Here is a 21681-nt window from a genome sequence, read left to right as displayed (position 1 = left end):
TGGGAGGAATATGTTAATGTCGACGGTGCTGACAAGCGAAGCGCAGGAACAGCTCAACCATATCCGTTACAGCCGGGATACGGTTCATGCCCATTCGCCCGCGATCCAAAAGCTGTTCAATCTAGTAATCGATTATGTGGACGATGCGGAGAAAGCCGGAAAAAGCGGCACAAAGGTCATTTGGGCCGGAGTGCCCTGGGCGATGCCGCTTATCTATTCTACCGGAGCCATACCGGTCGCTTTTTCGGAGATGGGCCGCATCAGTGGACAAGAGGCCATTACCGTCTCGGAGGATTATTATCAAATGCCCGCCGAAACCTGCTCCATGGTGAAAGCGACAGCGGGCGAATGGCATTTGCGGAAGCAGGCCGGGACCTCGATCACCCGCATCTTCGGTTCGTCCTCCGGCTGTGAACCGTATAACCTGGCGTGGGAAGTAATGAAGAAGGAAGGCTTTGACGTATATACCAGCGACATCGTCTACCGGGCTCCTGGCGTCGAGGGCGAGCGTTATGAAGAACTGGTTCGTTATTTTATTGATGAAATTCATGACTTCAATGAATGGCTGACTGGAAGCAGAGAGATTGACAAGGACAGCCTGCATCGTGAGATTGTCCGCAAGAACCATCTCATGCGCAGGATGCGGGAAATCATGGATCTGCGGCTGAAGCATCCGTTCCATGTCAAAAGTCTGGGAATCATGTACCTGATGAACGGGCTTACCCATTATTTCGGCAAACCCGAGGAATATACCGAGGTATTGGATGCGCTGGTTGAGGAATTGTCTGGCCTTGAAACCGATGAGGCCGATCGCAGACGGGCTATTCCGCTGATCTGGACGGGCGGCAATGGGCAGGAATTCGGTATTTATGAAACGATCGACAATGCCGGGGGTTCGCTGCTCGGATTTGTAAGCTCTCCTTACGCCAAGGATTTCGGCGAAGATATCGATCCGGTCGAATCGGTCGCCCGCTTCCAGCTGGAGAGTCAGATGGCCGGGGCCTCGATTTACCGGCGCCACGTCATTGAGCAGCAGGTTGACCGGATTCAGGCGCGCGGCCTTATTTTGTACGGATACCTGGGCTGCTCGTTCGGTAGCGTCACACGCGAGATGTACAGGGATTATTTCCATAACAAAGGCATTCCGAGCATTAATCTGGAAGGAACATTCCAGGTCGGAGCCCCCAGCGGACAGCTTCTTACCCGGATTAAAGCTTTTATCGAAATGTTGTCCTGATCAAAAAGCGGGGCGGCTCGAGGTTAGGACATTTAGCGCAGCCATATCGTTCAATGTAAAAAAAAAAGGGCGTCCCGTATTCGGGAACGTCCCTTTTGCTTATCCGCTTTTAAGCTGGGCCGAGTATCTGATGCTCTTACTTTAACTGTAAACGCCGCAGACGGATGGCTTCTCCCGCAAGCGAGGAAACTACTGCAGCGGCAGCCAGCAGAACAAACGCATAATAAATCAGGCCGCTCCAGCCCGCGTGTCTTAGAAACAGGCCGCCCGACCAACCGACCAGGCTGGAACCCCCGTAATAAAAGAGCAAGTAAAGTGAGGCGGCCTGCGCTTTATGCCGGGAATCAGCCACCAATCCTACCCATCCGCTTGCAATCGAATGTCCGGCAAAAAAACCAAAGGCGACCAAAGCAACTCCTAAAATTTTGATTGCCAAAACAGGAATCAGGGTTAACATTGCCCCTGCCGCAAAGAGTGCGATCGCTATGGCGATGACCTGCGGGCGCGGATGATGATCCGCGAGCTTGCCGAACCAGATGGAACTCCATGTTCCGACCAAATTGACGACAAACAGAAATCCGAAGACGGTTTGGCTTAAGAAATAGGGCTTGGATGTAAGCGGATAGCCGATATAGTCCAAAATCATGATATAGACGCCCATTAGCAAAAATCCGGTGATGAACAGCAAGAGCAGCCGCTTGTTTAGCAGGTTGCCGATCATCCCTGCCTGCCACTGCTTGAAAGACCGCCGGTGAGGATGGAAATTGCGCGATGCTGGAAGGTATCTCCAGAAATAAAGACTAAGCAGCAGATTGATCATTCCCAGAATCATCATCGCTGTCTGCCAATCAAACAAGTCGGTTAATGCTCCGATCACGATCCGCCCGGTAAATCCGCCGATAGCCGTTCCCGCAATGTAACTCCCCATGACTCTCCCGATGTCTTTTCGATGGAACTCTTCATTAATATAGGCCATCGCAATCGAAGGAAATCCCGAGATACTGATGCCTTCAAGAAACCTGATGACCAGAAATAAGGAAAATTGATGGCAGAAAGCGGATGCCACCGCAAGGATGGAGGTTAGCAGCAGGGATAGGCTCATTAATTTTTTTCTTTCCAGAGAGCTGGATAGCGCCGAAATCAGGATCAGGCCGATACCCAGACCGATCGTGGCGAGGGAAATGGAGGCTCCCGCCATTGCCGGTGAAATGTGATATTCCCTGGAAAAAAGGCTGATCAAAGGCTGCGGGCTGTACAAAACAGCGAAAACGACTATACTTCCCATCAACATGCTTGCCGAAGCCCTGCGATGGTCAGAGCTTCCAATTTCGATTACATTCATGTTTACTTCTCTCCCGTTCGTCTACATGCTGGCTTATTTGCATCTTTCTTATTAGCCAAAGCAAGTATAAAATGAAGAGAACCTAAATGTATAATGCATTATTTTCATTGTTTTCATATATTTCATGTAATCGAAGTGAGGGAATCAGCCTTGGAATGGCAGCAGCTTGAATATTTTGAAGCAACCGCGCGTTTGCAGCATATGACGCTGGCGGCTCAGACGCTTAACATTACGCAGCCGGCTCTAAGCCGGTCCATTGCCAGACTGGAGACGGAGCTGGGCATTCCGCTTTTTGAAAGGGAGGGCCGTTCGATCCGGCTTAATCGCTATGGCCAGCTTTTTCTAAGCCATGTTGAACATATTCTTGAGGAATTCCGGATGGCCAAGCGTGAGATTGACGATCTGCTGAACCCGTCCCAGGGAGAAGTCTCTCTGGGGTTTTTGCATACGCTTGGAATTCACCACATCCCCGATCTGATCGGCAAGTTTCGGAGGGCGCATCCCCATACCCGGTTTCAGCTTCATCAGAGCAGCACACATCGCCTCTTGGAACAGCTGGTCTCCGGTGAAATTGATCTGTGCATGGCTTCGCCTCGGGATGCCGACTTGCGTATTCGCTGGGCCAGATTGTGGTCGGAGGAATTATTCTTAGCAGTGCCTGCCGGACACCGGCTTGCCGGTTCATCACAGGCGGAATTGTGCGAGATCGCCCAGGAACCCTTGATCTCCTTTAAAGAAGGCTACGGGCTGCGTATCATTACCGATAATCTGCTGCAAGAGTCGGGAATAGCTCCACCCATCGTTTTTGAGGGGGAAGATGTCGATACCGTCGCCGGGCTGGTCGCCGCGGGACTTGGCGTTGCCATCCTGCCAAAATACAGCGGATTGGATCAGGAAGAGTTATTTTGGGTGTCAGTCGAAAACCAATCTTGCCGCAGAGAAATAGGAATCGCGTGGATGGAAGACCGGTTTCTGTCCCCTGCGGCAGAACGGTTTAGACAATTTGTGCTGGACTTTTATTTGAAGGAATAATGCAAAAAATGCGAACTAATGCGGATATTATTGGATGAAGGCCTAGCCTCGAAAGCCGCCATCCGAATGGATAATTTGCCCGGTGATCCACTGGGCATCATCACTGGACAGAAAGGCGATCAGCTTCGCCGCATCGTTGGGTTGTCCGACTCTTCCCATCGGAAACTTCGGAAGCAGAAATTTGCTTTAAGTCATCGTCCATCCACCCCGTATCTGTCGGTCCGGGATCAACGGCGTTCACTGTAATATTCAATGGTGCCAGTTCCGCGGCCAACGATACGGTAAACGCCGAGACCGCTCCTTTGGTAGCCGCTTATGCCGGATTTCCCGGCATGGGTCCTTTGTCCTGTCCCGAAACGAGGTTAATTATTCGTCCGCCGACGTCCGGTACAATTCTTCTTGCAAACTCAACGGATAGCATACAGGTTCCAGTGATGTTAACAGCGCAATGAGCATCAAGAACCTCTGCGCTTAGCGATCGAAAATCTACATCTTCGCAGTAGGTTGCATTATTTACTAATATATCAGCCGAACCCAAGAGCCGTTGAACTTCATTTAACAACTGAATTGGTGATGAAGGGTGGGATAAATCCAGTTCCATCGATTCCGCGCGAACCCCATAGGAAGAAAGCTCCTCAGAGAATACAGCCGGCCACTGATACTCAGCGCCATAAGGCTGCCGTCCGTCATACTTGCTCCAATGTATAATAAAGATATCCGCTCCTTCACAGGCGAGAGTACAAAAGATAGCGCTTCCAATTCCTTTGCTTCTGCTTACTCCGGTAATAATCGCGATTTTCCCTTGTAATCGTTTCATTGTTTTTCCTCCCTGAAGTAAGAATTGTAAAACAGGCGAAATTCGAATGAAAAGAGGTAATTCGACACTTGTGTAGAATTGCTATTTCATAATACCTAAATATGACTATACCTAACACAAAAAAATTCTGGAGATTAAATTATGAAATGGAAATCGAGATTGCCCGAAGGGCTCGCTGGCTTGGAACGGTTGCTTCAATGCCAGGATTCCTGTACTCAACTTGCTGACTCCATCAGGGAGATCAAGGAAGATGCAGAATCGCCTACACTGCTGCTTATTGCCGGTGAATTCAATGCCGGGAAATCCACTTTTATTAATGCGCTGCTGGGAGAACCGCTCCTGACGGTTGATATTACCCCGGCCACCGCTGTCTTGACCAAACTTACATACGGGACTGAGAAGAAAATTATCGCTCATTTTATAGATGGGACTTCCCGCATATACGGTATGGATTGGTTGGAAGGCTTGTCCGCCGAAAGAACTGGCGAAGGAGAGAACATCAGGAGGCTGCTCGATCATGTTGAGGTGCAAGTGCCGAATGAAATGCTGAAGCGGGTTCATATTGTGGACTCCCCTGGTTTCAATTCCAATCATGCACATCATACGAAGACGGTACGTTCTTATCTGCGGCGTGCGGATTTCGCGTTCTGGCTCTTTTTTTACCGCAATGTTGGCACAGCTTCCGAACTGCAAGAAATCGAAGAGCTGAAGAGTCAGGGCGCTCAAATCTATGGAATCGTAAACGCCATTGATCTGCATGATGAAGAGGAAGATTCTTTGCAGCAATTCCTCAGCAATAATCTGCGGCGCAGCCGGATGAGTGAATTCTTCCGGACTTTGATCGGCGTCTCCGCCAAGGAAGCTCTTGAGGCTAAGCTGGAATTGGACCCTTTGAAGAAGGAATATAGCAACTGGGCTGAAATTGAGCATTTAATGGAAGTAATTTCGGCTGATGATACTTGGAAAGCCAAACGGGTATTTCAGAAACTGAATGAATTGCTGAAGCAGCTTAATGACAGGCTTATGGAGGAACGGAGCAGTAGAGATTTTTTTCTGTATGAAGAGCTTGTTGAAGGTCTTACTGCCGGAGTTTATCCCGAACTGGTCCAAATGAAAGAAGATTTACTCGCCCGTCAGATGCATGCAGAAACAGAGGTTATGACATGGAAGAGCCTCTTTGATCGGAAGATTACATCATTGAAGCAGGCCGGAAAGATGTGGGAAGAAATTGATGACTTCAGCCGTCAGATGAACCAACCGGTCAACGCAGCCAGGGAGTGGCGGTTGTCATGCATGACGGAGTATGAACGTATTTTGGAAAGTTCGGCCGATTTATCTGCCGACTGTATGAAATTATTGGAAACTCAGATTAGACTTGAAAAAGAGTGGGAGACACTCGACCGATACGGCATCTTTAAACAAAAGCGGATTCTCGGGTTTACGCTTGAGCAAAAGAAATACAATAATGCGCGAAACGGTCTTTTAGACCGGCAGGATCAAGTGTTGAACCGGATCAACCATCTTAAGAAATCGGTTAAACAAGTCGAAGTGAATCTGAAGAAAGAACTGAGCGAGAAGATCTCGAAAGTTTTGGAGGCGGTTGTCAGGGCAGAAAAGGTATTCTTGACAAGACTGGATATGGCCAAGGAAAAATACGGTAAGCTTAATCAAGGTATTGTAAGCGATCTGGAGAATTGGCATGGTTTTCTTCTGGCCATTAAGAAGCAGCTTGACCCTGTGTTCGCTGAATCCGACGATGAGCTTAGACTTCTGGAAGACTATCAGGCTTGCCGCTATTTATATGAGAACATTGCAGGGATATGCAAGGAACTCGATACCGAGACCAATCGGGCGGCAGTAGATCTGCTGCGGGGCAGTTTATTACCTATGAAATTCAGCGAACTTACCATTAAAGGGACCTTTGGAAAAGGTCTGATTGATTCCCGCATTCCGGTTGTGCCCGATCCTCTTCCTTTCCATTCGGAGCAGCGGCTTCTTCAAGTTCAAACCTTACGTAAAATCATAAGAAACCGTTTGATCGCATTAGCCGCAATCGCCGGAATTATTGCTTTTTTATGGTGGCATAACGAAGACGGGCCCGAAAGCCGGGAGGAATCGGCAGCGGCCTTTCCGGATACGGCGCCTGTTGCAGCCGCTGCACTAACGGATGATCATTCCGTGATTCCGGAAACGCCGCTGCCGTCGGAAACGCCTGCCCGCAAGGATATGCATAAGTTTATGAATCAAGTAATCTCAGCCATCGACGACGGGAACGGCCAGGAATATTTTACGGCAGAAGGTTGGAACGGGCTGCAAGCCTTTAATACGACTAAGCCTGACGCCACCCGGACGCGGACGTCCGTGGAAAAGGTCTCCGGTTCCTCGGGTAACGAATTCCGAATCCAGACCCTTGAGAGTTACCAAGGAGCAGATGCTCTTACCGAATACCAAGTAACTTATGGCGTCGTTGAATTTAACGGCTCCTACCTCATTGAATCGGTGCTTGCCAAGAAGATTAGTGAGACCGAAACTGCGGTTGACGCGGACGGGAGCGTGCTTCGTTCTTTTCTCAAAGATTTCCGGGTTTCTTACTTTGACGCCCTCCAAGCAGGCGACTTCTCCTTGGTTGCGTCTTACCTGACGCCGGACGGAGAAGCGCACAAGGAATTAGCAAAATACATAGGGGATATCGCGGGGCGGGGATACCTTTTTGAACACGAAGACTTTGACATAGCGGGAGTCAAAAAGACGGGGCCGAGAGAATACCGGATGGATACATACGAGAAATTCAGGTTCACTGATGACCTGGGCGAGCAGACAGACTATGAGCGATCCAAACAGTATTTTATTCATGCGTTGGACCGCGAGCATTTTTCGATAGATCAAATTGCTATTAGTAAAACAATCAAGACGCCGATCACATTGCCTACGGCAGGCTTGGTCTCTTCCGCGGATGTGGCGGCATTTGTCCAGCAATACTATTCGGATTTTGCGTCGGCGTTTAATGGGGGCGGATTTAACTCGATTGCGGCGTATTACGACCCGAAAGGCAAGGAATTCAAGAACGAGAAGTCCTATTTGGATATGGCAATTGAAAAACAAATGCAGATGGAGAACCTTTCGATTGATGTGGTTGATGTGCACCAGCATAACGATAACCAGTACCTGGCCACGCTTACGCTCCAGGACCGTTATTATTACAGAGACGGAACCGGTGACGAGAAGAAGCTGAATGTTGTTTACCGCATTGTGATAACGCCGGAAGGACAACCATTGATCAATGAGATGATGTCGTTAAATATTTTGGAAAAGACGAAATTTTGAAAGCACAGATACAGAACATGATGAGGGTGCGGCGGGAGGCAGGTTTACAATGACATTTACTTTGGAAAGTTTCGATCGGAACAAGCGCGAGGCCATTGAGCAGTTTGACCAACTGCTGCTTACCTATCAAGATATGGGCATGGCGGCGGAAGTTGCTGCTATCAGTGAAATCAAAAAGCAGCTTCTGGAGGAGCGCTTCCTGATTACTGTCGTCGGAGAATTTTCACGGGGGAAATCCATGTTCATCAACGCACTTCTTGGAAAGAAGGTGCTTCCCTCAAATGCGGTGCCTACAACCACAGTACTGAATATTATAGAATACGCAAAGGATCCATACTACCGGCTTCATTATCTGGACCCGGCAAGGCCATCCGAGATAATCAGCGAGAAGAGCTTTATGGAGCTGGTGGCGCCTATGGAGTCAATCAAAGGAAATACCGACAGCGAGCTGGAGTATGAACGTGCCCTCGGCAAAATCAAAAGCATTCGGCATGCGGAGATCGGTTATCCGTTAGAATTCTGCCGACACGGCGTTCAGCTTTTGGACACTCCGGGAACGAATGAGCTTGATCCGGTCCGCGAGCAGATTACGAACCGGATCATTCCACAGTCCGATGCGGCTATTCTGATATTGTCAGCTGTAAAAATTCTCTCCGATTCGGAGATGAGCTTTATAAGAGACCGGCTTTTGGCCAGCGATATCCAAAAAGTATTTATCGTCATTAACTTTAAGGATCAACTTGGCTCTAAAGAAAATGAAGAGAAAATATTGGCTTATGCCCGAACACATCTGGAGAGTGTCTTGGGGAATCCACGGCTTTACATGGTGAGCGCTAAGGAAGCGCTGAACGCCAAGCGCGCAGCTGCAGGCGAAACGCTGGTCATCCGAGGGAGACCGATGGCGACCTGGCCGATGAATGAAACCGGATTGCCCGAGCTGGAGATGGAGCTGTCGGATTTTCTTCAGTACGACCGCGGCGCGGTCAAGCTTGGCAAGCCGGTCCGGCAAGCTCTGCGGAGCATTGCAGAGATTTCCGACAGGCAGCTTAAAGTTGAAAAGCGGGCGCTTACCCGAAATATAGCGAACTTGAAGGAAAAGGTTCAGGCATTCCGCCCTAAACTTTCCAAGGCGGTCGACTCCGGGAACGCGGCATTGCGAAAGTTCGAACAGGAGATGAAAAAAGAAGAAGAGTCGATTTTCCGGTGGTATGAGCAAGAGCTTCAGGCACTTTATGCTGGAGGAATGGCCATATTCGATGTCAACCGCCACAGAAATACCGATTTCATAAACCGAGCGGTTGAGAGTGAAATTGCTCCGCGGGAGCGAGAACTCCATCTGGAGCGTAAACAGCGGATAGCCGATAGTGTTAAAGCTGCGTTGGAACGTTCAGGCGGAGAATTAATTCAGATGATGCAGGGGCTGCAGACCGAGCTTGAAGAGATTGTCGGCCAGGAAGAAACCCCGTCTGCTGGCAAGCAGGAGCTGGCACTGCTTGGGAATAACAGCCCACAAGAAAGCAGCTTCTTTGAAGATATATTTAATGAACTGGAAACAGCCTGGGAAAGTCGGACAAGTGTGATCGCCAAAGCTATAATCGGAACAGGTATGGTGCTGACTGCCGTTGCCGGTTCGTTGGCATTCCTGTTCAATAGACTGTTTCGACAGGAAGATCCTAAAGAGAAGCTGAAAAAGCAGCTTGCCGAGCAGTTCAATCAGTCGCGAAAAGCCAAAATATCCGGGTTTGACATGGAATGGAATGGCGTCCATCAAGCCGTTCGCGAATCGATTAGGAAGAACGTTAACCATAAGGTGCGGCAGATCGAAGACCAGCTTCGGAAGTTGGAGACAAGCGCCGGTCTTGAACAGCATGAGATTGAAAGCAAGCTGGATCTGCTCGGCCGTCAGGAACGGAAACTTCAACAAATTCGCACGAATCTTGAGAAACTGGTTGGCGGATTATCCGACAGCAGCAGAGTGGGGGCGAAAGTGTGAGTGCAGCATGGACAAAAGAAAAGTTGGCAGATCGGTCCGTCGAACTCATTAATAAGGCATCTTCGCTTCTGACGGAGAGCGCCGGCCTTGACGCCCTGGCCGAACTCCGGCAGGATCTGCGTGAGGACTGCAATTCCGTTGTCGTGGTAGGCGAATTTAAACACGGCAAATCGACGTTCATTAACGCGCTGCTCGGCCGCGAGATCATGCCCGCTGACGTCGCTCCGACGACGGCGACGATCAATACGGTGATCTACGACAGCAATGAACGGGTCGAGGTGCTGAACAATGATGGAAGCACGGAGACCTATCCGCTTACTGCAGGAATTCTTGACCGTTATACCGCTTCCGCCGAATTCGACCCCGGTACGATTCAGTTCCTGCGAATTTATTGCAACGCTCCGTTTATGAATAAAGATGTTATGCTGGTCGATACTCCGGGCGTCGGCGATCTCAACAAGCACAGAGCCGAAATAACATACCGTTTCATTCCCCGGGCGGACGTTCTGATATTTATGCTGGATATGACGGCTCCGTTCCGCAGGTCGGAGCAGGAATTTATTGAACAGCATCTGCTGAATAAGGGCACCGACCATATCCTATACGTTGCCAATTTCGCCGACCGGATTGATGAGGGAGAAATGGATTCAGTTATTCAGCGGCTGGAACGGCGCCTTGCGGCAATGACTGGCCATACAGGCCGTGTTCTTCCTATTTCCGCCAAGGAAGCTCTGCTCGGCACTCTGCGGCAGGATGAAGAATTGCTGAATCAGTCGGGCTTGCGGAGCGTGGAACTAGCGATCCGGGAAATTGCCGGGACCAGCGGCAAAGCGGAGAACAAGCTGAGGAACTATTTGAAACGTTATGGAAACGCGCTTCGTCTTCTGCATGCAGAGGCTTCGGCGGCATGTGAAATGACGGGCAAGGACATCGAAACGCTGTTGGGCGAGACGCAAAGAGTGGAAGCCTTTCTTTCACGGCGCGAAATGTGGGAGAGCCAGATTGCGGATTACCTCTCCGAGCAAGAGGAAGAGATCGCTTATATGGCGGTGAAATCATTCGATTATTTTGCGGAACGTCTTCGCAAGGACATTGGTCAGCGGATACAGCATTTTCAAGGCGGCGATATAAAAATATTGGCGGAATCGCAGCTCCCGCTTCACATCGGCCTGCAGTTCTCTCAATGGACCGACCAGTATGCCGGGTCTCTGCATACTCTTTTTTACCGTCTGGAACAGGAGGTCGGACAGGGCCTGATGAATGTCTTCGAACAGTCGGTGAACATCAAGGCATACAAGGAAGACAGGCTTGAGCTGAATGCGGAAGGTGCGATCTTGATGCAGCGGACAGTTAGTGCACCGGTTAAGGCCGGGCTGCTCGTAGGCGGTGTTGGCGCTGCGGCTTTGCTGGTCGGAGCGCCTTTTATCATACCGGTGGTAGGGATGGCAGGGCTTCCGTTCATTTCGCAAAAGCTGGCCGAGAAACAACTGGAAAGGGCCAAGCCGGAATTATTGGCGGCGGCTGAAATTCACTTGAATTCTCTATTTGACGAGTCCCGGGCGCTGCTGCGGAATTATGTAAAGGAATCCGTAAACGTAATCGGAACGCAAACCATTCGGGAATTTAGCCGTCTGGTTGAGGGAGCCAAAGCATCCTTGGAAATGGAGATTACCGTAAAAAAAGAAACGGCTGTCAGCAAGCAAGTCCGGCGTGACGAGCTGCTTGGACTTGTTGACCTTATTTCTTCAAATGATTCACAGGTCAGGGAAGGAGAAGTTACAAATGGACAATTACAGCGGTCATGATCACACATTCAATCACATGCATATGCACGATGCAAGCAGTTCCCATGATGTTGTAACCCATCATTCAAATGACGGAATAGGATGGACCGACCCGCTCATGCATACGCATATCGTTTCAAACGAGCATATTTATTCAGCTAACGATCCGCTTAAATACTGTAATGGGTATACGTTTAAAGCAATGACCCTCGATCTCGGCGACATGCATTTTGTTCAGCCTCATTATGTACATGATTATATTAAAGCGGACGGAACCGTAGTAAAGGGCTACTTCCGCGACGGTGATGGGAATACCTCAATCGACAGACCGCTTGGAATGGGCGGCGGATACTTTCAAAATAATCCCGGAAGCTCGGATATTTAGAATTTGAACGAGAGAAACGACAGGTCCTAAAAGTGTGCCGTCAATCCGGTCCAGAGAACGGTCACTGCCGGGAGTCCGCCGCTGCAAATTGCAGCCGGCGGAAAGCTCGGACCGTCGGCCATAAGACCGGAAACGCAGAAAATGATCAGCTTGCATTGCGGATGCTACTTGGTACAGTTGATATCAGCGATCCGTTCATTTTTCGGAAATTTGCAGATCTGTATACGTTCGCGCGGCTGCTTCGCAGTGTCGAGGGTATGGATGATTCAAGCTCGCCGGAGTGGGCCGTTAAGCTTAAAAATAAGCTGTTGGGGGGATGCGATCAGATACGGGAGCGTTACCGGACAGAAGCAGAATCCACGCCGATTGATTCAAAAAACTGATTTGCCTGCACCCGGCTTGGCCGATTAATGCCGCCAGAGTTTTGGCGGCTTTTTTAATATTGCAGCTTTAAATTAGGAGGCTTTATGTTAAAAAGATTGTATTATCTCGATAATCTTCGTGTTTTTCTGACTATGCTGGTCATTGTCTTTCATACGTCTATTGCGTATGGGGGAGCGGGGTCTTGGTATTATGAGGACGTAGATAAGTCCCAAATCAATGCGACGATCATCGTCCTGACTATTTTTACTGCGGTTTGCCAAGCTTTCTTTATGGCGCTTTTCTTTTTTGTATCCGGTTATTTTACGCCTAAATCGTATGACCGGAAAGGGCCTCTCCGATTTTTGTCCGACCGCTTGCTGCGGTTAGGCATTCCCATGGTTCTCTATATGCTGTGGCTTGGCCCGACAACCATTTATCTAGCCAAGTACCGTGATGAACAAACGTATGCGGAATTCTTCAGGGAATCTATTATGCACGTTAAAAAGATCAATTTCGGGCCTCTCTGGTTCGCGGAAGCATTGATATATTTTGCTCTTTTCTATGTGCTTTACCGTATGATTTTCAAAAAAAGTGAAGATACCTCAACGCGTCCCATCGCTTTCCCGGTAGGAGCAAGGCTTCTCGGTTTCGCGCTCGGAAGCGGGCTCGCCGCTTTCCTCACTCGGTTTGTATTTCCGTTGGGCACAGGCCCCCTGGAGCTCCAACTGGGTTATTTTCCATTATACATACTGCTGTACATTGCCGGCATCTTGGCCTATCGCCATAACTGGCTTGAACAAATTCCGTCTTTACTCAGCAAAGTTTGGTTGCGTACGGCTCTCATTCTGATTCCGGTTTTCCCTTTGCTGCTCATTGTGACGGGAGCGTTGAGCGGGAATCTCACCTACAGCGGCGGGCTTCATCTTCAAGCTTTTCTTTATGCGATGTGGGAACCGTTTATTTGCTTCGGCGTCAGCCTGGGGCTGCTCTGCCTGTTTCAGCGCCGGATGAACAAGGCCTCCAGACTCATGGATAGGTTATCGAAGCTAGCCTACACGGCCTATATCATTCATCCTGTTGTCGTCGTAAGCAGTACGCTGCTTATGCATCAGGTGAACTTGGCTCCTCTGCTGAAATTTATTATTGTGGCCCCTGTTTCCGTCGTTCTCACCTTTGCGGCCGCGCAGGTTATTTACAAGATTCCTTATGCGGACAGGATTTTGTAAAAGAGTGAAGCTGCTTGATGCAGGCCGGCGCCGATAAATGTGACTGACGAACGACCATTGCAGCCTCCCCGATTCCAACAGAAAGCCGCCGGTTTATTCTTTTATAGGCTTCACCAATTGCTTCTATACGATTTATATATTTCACTTATAAGGAGGCGGCTTGTAAAATATTCATGAAGAGCGGACCTGCTGCGATAATGACCGGAAGTTACTGAAACAAGAAGGGGAGTGCTGCAATGAATCAGCAATGGAATACCGGAACCTATGATGTGGATATGTCGTTTGTATCCCGGTTTGGGGAGTCTTTAATTGGACTGTTAAAGCCGCAGCCGGGGGAAAGGATAATAGATTGGGGCTGCGGGACAGGAGATCTGGCCGCGGCCATTGCCGGGTACGGCGCTGCTGTAACAGGGATCGACGCCTCCGCCGAGATGATTCAGGCCGCACGCGCCAAATATCCTGATCTTAGCTTTATCCTCGCGGACGGTCAAACTTATGTAGCGGAGCAGCCGGTTGATGCTGTATTCAGCAACGCCGCGCTGCACTGGCTGAAGAATGCGGACGGGGCTGCTGCCTCCATCGCAGCCAGTCTGCGTACGGGCGGTCGTTTAATCGCCGAATTCGGCGCGCTCGGCAATATCGCTTCGGTCGTAGCAGGGCTTCCGCGCGCTTTTGCCGCTATAGGTGCCAGCTATAAGCTCCAATTGCCTTGGTATTTCCCCAGCATGGGGCAGTATACAACACTGCTGGAGCGGTATGGACTGACGGTAGACCTCGCGCTCTGCTTTGACCGTCCGACACCGCTTGAAGGTGGGGAGCAGGGCTTCCGGCAGTGGCTGAACACTTTTGCCAATGGAGTCTTAAGTGTGCTTTCTCCTTCGGAGCGAGAGGCGGTTCTGGGGCATTTGGAGCAGGATCTGAAACCTTCGCTTTTTCAAAAGGATCGCTGGGAGATGGATTACCGCAGAATTCGAGTGGTGGCCTGCAAGCGGTGATTAACTGTTATGCAGGATATGCAAAGAGGCTGCACACTGGCAGCCTCTTTCTGATCCCTATTTAATTGTTATAGGAAACAACGGTCAAAACACTTTGCGAGACTCATCATTTGGCACCGTCCTATGTCCGGCTTAAAAGGTCGGGCTCGGCCTCGGAACGGTAAGATGAGAAACTTTCATCGTATTTGTCAGCAATACGGCTGTGCAGTGGATGGGTGTCCGGAATTCCCAAATGATTTTCGATTACATAGCCGATTCCATGCTCGCGAATGGAGTTTTGGAGTTTTACGGCTTCCGGATCTTTCACGTGATCGAATACCAGGGCTGCGGCAATCGCAGCGACCAGATGGTTCGTTTCGAGTCCCATCTTATGAGCCTGGAGAGCGGGACGAACGAGTCGATCGTTCGGAGACAGTTTGCGAAGCGGAGATCTGGCCACACGGGTGATTTTGTCAATAAAATGGGGATTTGTAAAACGGTGTAGCATTTTCTCAATATACTGTTCATGCTTCTTACTGTCCAGATTGTGTTTAAGCGTCAGCATTGCGCCGGTTTCATTCAGCACCCCGCGAACCTGTTCCAGCACCTTCGGATTGGCAATGGCCTCTTGAATCGTAGAGTACCCGTCCAGGTATCCAAAATAAGCTGCGGCGCAGTGTCCGGTATTCACGGTGAACAATTTACGTTCGATATAGGGGTCCAATGAATCGACATAACGGACGCCTTTGATCCTGGTAAAACCCTCCAGCATTCCGGCCTTGTGGATTACCCACTCGCAGAACGGCTCAACCATAACCTTAAGCGGGTCTTTATGTTGCTGGATCGGTACGATCCGGTCAACCATGGTATTCGGAAATGCGACAAATTCATCGGCACGCTTGCGTTCAGAAGGTTTCAGAAGAGGATAGACTAGCTTTTTCAATCGCTGGCTGCCTCCAATACCATTCTCGCATGCGATGATATGGAGCGGCTCAGGACGCTTAGTCTTCTTTAACCTCAGTTCGATACCTCTGGCAATGGATTCCGCAATGTCACGAAGCGCCGACATTCCAATGGCAGTAGTGACAAGATCAGCTTCGGCAATGGACTCCGCTACTTCATCCATATCACTGATGTTAACGGCAGTGACATTTTTAACTAGCTCGGTGTCGCGAGTTTCGTTGGCGAGAGTTACGGGATATTGTCCACGTTCCTGAAGCTGGGAAATCTTTTTCTCATTACGGGCGACAAAACATATCTCATAGTCGGAATCAGATAAAATCGGTCCAATAAAGCCTCTCCCGATATTACCAGCTCCGAAATGTACGGCTTTCAAAAGAGCATTCCTCCTTAATTTATCTGTCGACTAACCATTTTCCTGTGGTTCTCTGCCGGCAAGGTATTTGGGGACGGACTCAGGCGATTAGACAGCCTGTTTGGTTCAGCTTATTTGAGTGGCTTCAAATTGACGGGTAGTCAGATGTTCAAAATCGAGGTCGGTAAAGCACTCTAATTTATGAAGTGAAGGGTCGAAGGCCAAAAGACTTGTGATTTTATTCGGGCTGACGACGCAGTGCATACCGGCTGCCAATGCGGCTTTAGAACCGTTCGGCGAGTCCTCGATTGCGATAGCTTCATCCGGCTTAACACCCAGACATTCCAACGCCTGCAAGTACAATTCAGGGTCGGGCTTTACGTTTTTCACATGATCTGATGTACGAATACAATCGAAATATTCACGAAGCCCCAATTGATTCAAGTATTTTTCAACCCATGCCGTGGAAGAACTTGTCGCAAGTCCGATCTTGAGGCCAGCGGCTTTGGCTGAATCCAGATAGTGCTTGATGCCCAGCCGCATCTCTTCGGCTTCCATAAGCTCGGAATGACGGAGCTGGACGGCTTTTCGGAATTCCTCCCGGTCAATGGGAAGGTTTAAATCAGTCATCAAATACTCATAAGGGTTAAAATTACATAAGCTGGTTCCGATACATTGGGAGTACTGCTTGACGGTAAGCTCTACGCCGTGCTGCTCGTAAGCTTCCCGAAAAGCTGCATACCATGCAGATTCTGTGTCAATAATCGTGCCGTCAAAATCAAATACTAATGCTTTAATCATGAATGTTCGCTCTCCCTTCAGTCAGATAAATTTACATGCTTGAGTCTGAAATATTCATGAAAATAAATGAAAGCTCTGTGCTTTTCACTGAAAAAAGCGTAACATACCTCAAAAGCCAGGGTCAAACCGGGAAGGCCGTAAAACACGTAAAAACGGAGTTTGGCAGCGGTTTCTTTTGGAAGGAAAATGAAAGTAAAAAGTTGTGGTCAGGTGAGTGGATTTTGCCAAAAGATAGCGTTATCATTCACAGGATACAAAATGGAAGGAGAGAGTTAAAACCCTTGGGGGAAGCGGAGTTGAGGCTAATAATAGTTTCGAGGATGTGGAAGTACTCGTCGAATCGTAATTCGCCGGAAATAGCCGTTCGGCATTTTGCATATGCAAGAATTTCGCCCATTTTTAATAATTTTTTTTTGAAAAGCATAAATTCACTCAAAAATCATGTGGAAATTACGCGGATATGTAAGGTTTACCGCAGGTTTCAGAGTATCTAAACAGTGAAAAAAGCCGCTTCCAAAAGCGGCCCTCACCGTGTTCACCGTTCACTTGCAGCCGCCGTGATCAACAATCATTTTGACGATCTGCCGCATGGCCCTTCGATGTGCGGGCGATGGAGCCTGCGGTTATTCTGTCTGGGCTGGTGGGGCATGCGGAGGAAATGACAGCAGTCCGGGATTTTTGCCGGGGCTTCAGCCGCAGGGTCCGTCTCACCGAAGCCGAAATCAAGGCCATTCCGGTGCTGATGTTGCTCAGAAAAGTCGATGTGTTCCTTCATTTTGTCACCCGCTATCTGGAGGGTACCGACGAAGCACATGTGCTGCATGACCAAGTGAAGCTCTTGTCAGAAGATTTAATTCAGCTATCAGCCCATACTTCGCTAATTCTGGAGATCCTGCGGGAAGAGTAAGGGGGGGATTGCTGGAGCTAAGGCTGAAGTCGGCAACAATAGCGTCTTCCACCAACTGCTTCAGCTCCGTTTGGAGATAGACCTGATCCGCAAAGATTATGGGTATATTCGATTGCAAAACGTACCCTACAAATTAACGCTTACTTCCCACCTGCATTCTACGCGGATACAAGGGTAACTACGAAAAGCGTTTAACAGCATTTTAAATTCGGTAAATCGGTCAATAACAGTGGGAAGAAAATAACGATTATCTGTTTAGTAATCCATATCCAGACTAACTTTTAGTTATGCGGAGAGTAGCTTTCGTATTGCTCCCCGTCTGCTATCTTTACGCTGAACTCAAAAGTAGCATAAGAATCGATTAAAACCGGGAAGAGCAATTACGCGACAGAGTCGCTCGAATTTGACTATAATGCTCCCGGAACTCCAGCATTATATCACGAAGTACAGAGAGAGGGCTAGGGTATCGAATCAAACTCTCCGAACTATCCGAGTGATGCGACAAGCCAGTCGAATCTTGTTGCACCGCCGGTAATGCTAAATTTGTGTCCTGAGCGTTAGACTTGGCGGCCTGGAAAGCGATTGTTGAGACTTCTACGGTCAAAGAAAAAACCAAAAAAGGACTGAAATGGGCAGCTTACTAATACCCAGTTTAGTCCATACAGGAGCTTCTCAAAAACACTTCCGGTTCTTATCCTTCCCTCGTAGCCACAGGATTCTCGTCAAAGTTAATTCAGTCACTCCAGTTATAGATTTGCCAATCTCAACCCATAAGTGTTCAGTTGAAATATTCTTTGACTTTTGAAAATAGTTCCTTCGTAGACTCTAAGTGTTCGTGTCTCAGTACTTTATTTTTGTCATCAAGCAGGCCTATGACTTTTTCTGTTGCCTTTCGTTCGTCTTTTGTTCTCACATCATTTGCTTTAATATTATAAAATTTATATTGAGGAAACTCTTCGTTTAAACTCTCAATCATATGTTGTCGATCCAAGTCTAAAATACCCACAACTTTCTTAAACCCTAGTTCTGAGAGCAGGTTTGCAAAATAACGAATATTATCCGCTCCTCCTATACCCCATCCCAGAAATGAGGCTTCCAATTTAACATCAATTTCATTCAATATTTTGTTATAAAAAATTACATCGTCTTGTCCCTCCACTAGGACAACTGACTCTTCCAGAAAAAATATTTCTTTAGCATTGATGCCAAACACGTGAGGATTAAATGAATTTCTTAATACTCTTGTTATAAAATCATTAGATTTCTTACTTATTTGCGAGATGATACAACCATCATCTGTTTGATGCACCCTAGCAACAGTAGCTCCCCATTTAAGATTTTCAAGTTCTATAAAATATGGAGAATGTGTTGAAATAACAATCTGCCTATCTTTAGCATATTCATTAAGAAGTTTTGATAAACGTTTTTGAACTGAAGGATGTAGGGATAGCTCTGGTTCATCAATAACTATAACATCGTTAGGTTTTGATTCATACAAAGCATCAACTATAAAAAACAGACTCACTATTCCCTCGCCGAGGCCTTCACTACTATGACTAGCACTATCTTTCATTATCTTCAAAAAATAATTACCTGTATCATGTTGATCTATAGCCCAATTTGGAACAGGGTTCAAAACACGCCCTAATACTTCATTAAACTTTTTTTTGTTTTTTTCAGCACCAAATAATCTTGAGCCAAAGTTATCTTGGCTATTGGTTCTTTGTGGAGGAAAACCAATAAAGTTCACCATATAAGAATATCTATCCATCTCATGTTTATGAAAAAACGGATTAAAAGCTCTTCTAGAGGGAAGGACAAATATATTATTTCTTTCTGCTTCATCAACATTCATATGACTTTCGCTACTTCCAGCATTAACACTTCTAAGTTCTGTAGATTTTCCTTGATGGTCGGTAATACATATTGAAACTGCATCACCAGATTTAACATTTCTCCTTCCTTGGGTAAAGCTTGGCAAGGCGGGCTGTGGAGAAATTGCCCTAATCGCCTCTATAATGGTGGACTTACCAGAATTATTAGCACCAACTAGCAAAGTCAGTCCACTACCATTATTCCCATTTGGTATTGCAAAATCTATACGTTGTTGCTTAGAAAATCCTCTTAGACCTAAAATGAATAAACTTTCAATCATGTTCAAACACCCCAATTTTATATTATGAAAAGTTTATCTGATGCAGCTCTAAGTTGTACCACGACCAAGCGTATACATGCCCTTCTGATTTTCCAGCTTACCATGTCAATAAACCTATTGTATAGATCAATTAAACTATCGATTGTTTTGTTGATTTTTTGTTGACTACTTACTTGATGACTCACCCACACCATCACTGTAAAGTCATACGTGCAAGCCACTCGCCATACCAGACCCTTAAACATCTCCCTGTTAACCGTTGACTCCCTGTTGATTCCGAACATAAAAAACACACCGCCCAAGCGATTATGCTTGAGACGGTGCATCTCATTATCTATACCCTGTATTAAGTCCTTGCTCTTTCATTCTTCTCCCGTAGCAATCGGATTCTCTTCCCAACTAATCCAGTCGCTCCAGCTCCCCGCATACAGCCGCACTTTGTCAAATCCGGCTCTATGCAGTGCCAGCACGTTCGGGCAGGCGGTTACGCCGGAGCCGCAGTAGACAATAACTTCACGGCCCGGATCAACATCAGCAAAATGCCGCTTCAGCGCGTTGGCGTCTTTCCAGCGGCCCTGCTCATCAAGGACTTCCTTCCAGAACCGGTTCACTGCGCCTGGAATATGACCGGCTTTGGCGTCGATCGGCTCTTCGAGACCGGCATAACGGCGCGGCTCGCGCGAGTCGATCAGCAGGGGAGAGGCCGATCCGCCTTTCAGCGAATACTTCCGAACTTCCTCCATACCGGCTACCATTTCGGGATGGACTTCCGGTTCATATGATGTTGGAATGCGGATAGGCTGGCTGTCACTTACGGGGAAATTCTCCGATTTCCATTTCGAGTAGCCTTCATCCATTGCATACACTTTATCGTGACCCAAATAGCGCAGCAGCCACCACAGTCTGGAAGCGAACGCGCCTCCCTGGTCATCGTAGGCAACAACGACGCTGCCTCGGCTGATGCCCGCTTGGCCAAGTACAGCCGCAAGCTCACCCGAATCGGGCAAAGGATGGCGGCCGCCATGCGTGCCGACAGGAGCGGACAGCTGCTCTTCCAAATGCAAATAAACGGCTCCCGGAATATGATCTTTCAGGTAGGCGCTGCGTCCCGCTTCGGGATCGGACAGCAGAAAGCGGCAGTCCACGATCACAAGCTCGGGCTCATACATCCGGGCCAGCAGCCAGCGGGTGGAAACAACGGAATCCATCAATTCAACTTCCTCCTAATATTGCAAGTATTTTAAAGCTATTATATCGAAAAAAGAAGAGGCCACAAAGAGAGAAGGCTACGCCGAACCCGTATTTAATGTGCATGAAGTGGACATGGAGTGAGGAGGCGTGGGACTTTACTAGGGGCTATACACATTCCGATACACACAAGAAGAAACGTCTGACGGCGTCCTTGAAGGACGCAAGTACGTTTCTCGTAGAAAAATAAGGCCATTAATAAACGTGAAACTTCTAAATGCCTTATATGTTGAAAAAAGACGGGCATCCCCGTCTTCTTCTAAACGCCTTCACCACCTGAAGACATTGTCCATATATCGAGCTCGCGAATCAGAGTTTCTTCCTCTTCATCAGTCAAAACGAGTCTGATTCCGTACTGGTACTCGCCGAGGCCGTACATCCAACCCCAGCGTACGCTTCCTGTGAACTGAAGCATAGTCTCATTCAATTGAAAATGAATAATAATTCTGGTATCCCCGGACGTGAACCGGAGGTTCAATGAACTGCGGACCTTGCAGCCCGAACGGCTTAGGTCGATCAGCACTCCCGCGGTCCGCTTGCCGGTACCGTGACCGGTGCTTCCGGTCGGCACTTCCAGCCAGCAATCAATCGGTTGATTCATCACATAACGGAATGGTTCTTTTCTGCTGGCAGCGTCCATAATTTACCTCCGCTCATTTATACACTATTATATCGAAATGAGACGTTTTGGACAATCTGGCTGGACGATAATTTATAAAAAAATTAAAGGAATGGACAGTGGAAGACAAGAGGGAGAACTTCATTAATTTTGAAGATT

Annotated in this window: 16 protein-coding genes and 1 pseudogene; 10 read left to right on the top strand and 7 right to left on the bottom strand. The window is 48.1% G+C overall.

All coding sequences use genetic code 11. The features are described from left to right. Window positions 1-16 precede the first annotated feature (16 nt). On the top strand, window positions 17-1237 hold the full coding sequence (locus EH198_RS04655; RefSeq protein WP_185702744.1) for a 2-hydroxyacyl-CoA dehydratase family protein: 1221 nt from the start codon (window positions 17-19) through the stop codon (window positions 1235-1237). A gap of 136 nt (window positions 1238-1373) precedes the next feature. Here the strand turns inward: EH198_RS04655 and EH198_RS04650 are convergent, their stop codons facing one another. Next, window positions 1374-2579: an MFS transporter gene (locus EH198_RS04650; RefSeq protein WP_124694336.1), complete on the bottom strand. Its 1206-nt coding sequence runs from the start codon at window positions 2577-2579 to the stop codon at window positions 1374-1376. Window positions 2580-2729: 150 nt separating this feature from the next. On the opposite strand from EH198_RS04650, the gene EH198_RS04645 reads away from it, so the two are divergent. Then, window positions 2730-3611, top strand: a complete 882-nt coding sequence (locus EH198_RS04645; protein ID WP_124694335.1) for a LysR family transcriptional regulator — start codon at window positions 2730-2732, stop codon at window positions 3609-3611. A gap of 42 nt (window positions 3612-3653) precedes the next feature. On the opposite strand, the pseudogene EH198_RS04640 reads toward EH198_RS04645, so the two are convergent. Beyond that, window positions 3654-4428: pseudogene (locus EH198_RS04640) on the bottom strand (SDR family oxidoreductase). 141 nt (window positions 4429-4569) lie between these two features. Between EH198_RS04640 and EH198_RS04635 the strand changes: the two are divergent. From EH198_RS04635 to EH198_RS04610, 7 genes are all read left to right on the top strand, one after another. Then, window positions 4570-7752 carry a TcaA NTF2-like domain-containing protein gene (locus EH198_RS04635; protein WP_124694334.1) on the top strand — a complete coding sequence of 1061 codons (3183 nt, stop codon included), beginning with the start codon at window positions 4570-4572 and terminating at the stop codon, window positions 7750-7752. Window positions 7753-7801: 49 nt separating this feature from the next. Beyond that, on the top strand, window positions 7802-9745 hold the full coding sequence (locus EH198_RS04630) for a dynamin family protein (protein ID WP_124694333.1): 1944 nt from the start codon (window positions 7802-7804) through the stop codon (window positions 9743-9745). Beyond that, a complete protein-coding gene (locus EH198_RS04625) occupies window positions 9742-11550 on the top strand; it encodes a dynamin family protein (RefSeq protein WP_185702743.1) in 1809 nt (602 codons plus the stop codon). Before EH198_RS04630 ends, EH198_RS04625 begins: the two co-directional genes overlap by 4 nt. Then, window positions 11528-11914 (top strand): hypothetical protein, encoded by a 387-nt coding sequence (locus EH198_RS04620; protein ID WP_124694331.1) that lies wholly within the window; start codon window positions 11528-11530, stop codon window positions 11912-11914. Before EH198_RS04625 ends, EH198_RS04620 begins: the two co-directional genes overlap by 23 nt. A 161-nt stretch (window positions 11915-12075) precedes the next feature. Continuing rightward, window positions 12076-12297, top strand: coding sequence for a hypothetical protein (locus EH198_RS24335; RefSeq protein ID WP_148091483.1), 222 nt, complete (start codon window positions 12076-12078; stop codon window positions 12295-12297). Between the two features lie 84 nt (window positions 12298-12381). Beyond that, the gene (locus EH198_RS04615) at window positions 12382-13503 is read left to right on the top strand and encodes an acyltransferase family protein (protein WP_124694330.1); all 1122 of its coding nucleotides are present in this window, start codon (window positions 12382-12384) and stop codon (window positions 13501-13503) included. 236 nt (window positions 13504-13739) lie between these two features. Beyond that, window positions 13740-14498, top strand: a complete 759-nt coding sequence (locus EH198_RS04610; RefSeq protein ID WP_124694329.1) for a class I SAM-dependent methyltransferase — start codon at window positions 13740-13742, stop codon at window positions 14496-14498. Between the two features lie 121 nt (window positions 14499-14619). Here the strand turns inward: EH198_RS04610 and EH198_RS04605 are convergent, their stop codons facing one another. Then, complete coding sequence (locus tag EH198_RS04605; protein WP_124694328.1) at window positions 14620-15813, bottom strand: mannitol-1-phosphate 5-dehydrogenase; 1194 nt, start codon at window positions 15811-15813, stop codon at window positions 14620-14622. Between the two features lie 105 nt (window positions 15814-15918). Beyond that, window positions 15919-16593: an HAD family hydrolase gene (locus EH198_RS04600; protein ID WP_124694327.1), complete on the bottom strand. Its 675-nt coding sequence runs from the start codon at window positions 16591-16593 to the stop codon at window positions 15919-15921. Window positions 16594-17203: 610 nt separating this feature from the next. Between EH198_RS04600 and EH198_RS04595 the strand changes: the two genes are divergently transcribed. Continuing rightward, window positions 17204-17500 (top strand): hypothetical protein, encoded by a 297-nt coding sequence (locus tag EH198_RS04595; protein ID WP_185702742.1) that lies wholly within the window; start codon window positions 17204-17206, stop codon window positions 17498-17500. A 778-nt stretch (window positions 17501-18278) separates the two neighbouring features. Here EH198_RS04595 and EH198_RS04590 read toward each other — a convergent pair. From EH198_RS04590 to EH198_RS04580, 3 genes are all read right to left on the bottom strand, one after another. After that, window positions 18279-19655, bottom strand: coding sequence for an ATP-dependent nuclease (locus EH198_RS04590; RefSeq protein WP_124694326.1), 1377 nt, complete (start codon window positions 19653-19655; stop codon window positions 18279-18281). 362 nt (window positions 19656-20017) lie between these two features. Then, window positions 20018-20863 carry a sulfurtransferase gene (locus EH198_RS04585; protein ID WP_124694325.1) on the bottom strand — a complete coding sequence of 282 codons (846 nt, stop codon included), beginning with the start codon at window positions 20861-20863 and terminating at the stop codon, window positions 20018-20020. A 299-nt stretch (window positions 20864-21162) separates the two neighbouring features. Beyond that, the gene (locus EH198_RS04580; protein WP_124694324.1) at window positions 21163-21543 is read right to left on the bottom strand and encodes a PilZ domain-containing protein; all 381 of its coding nucleotides are present in this window, start codon (window positions 21541-21543) and stop codon (window positions 21163-21165) included. Window positions 21544-21681 lie beyond the last annotated feature (138 nt).

Origin of the sequence: Paenibacillus rhizophilus (genome assembly GCF_003854965.1) — a bacterium.
Classification (GTDB): Bacteria; Bacillota; Bacilli; order Paenibacillales; family Paenibacillaceae; genus Paenibacillus_AQ; species Paenibacillus_AQ rhizophilus.
Note: the sequence above shows the minus strand (reverse complement) of the source record. Positions and strands in the feature narration are given on the sequence as shown.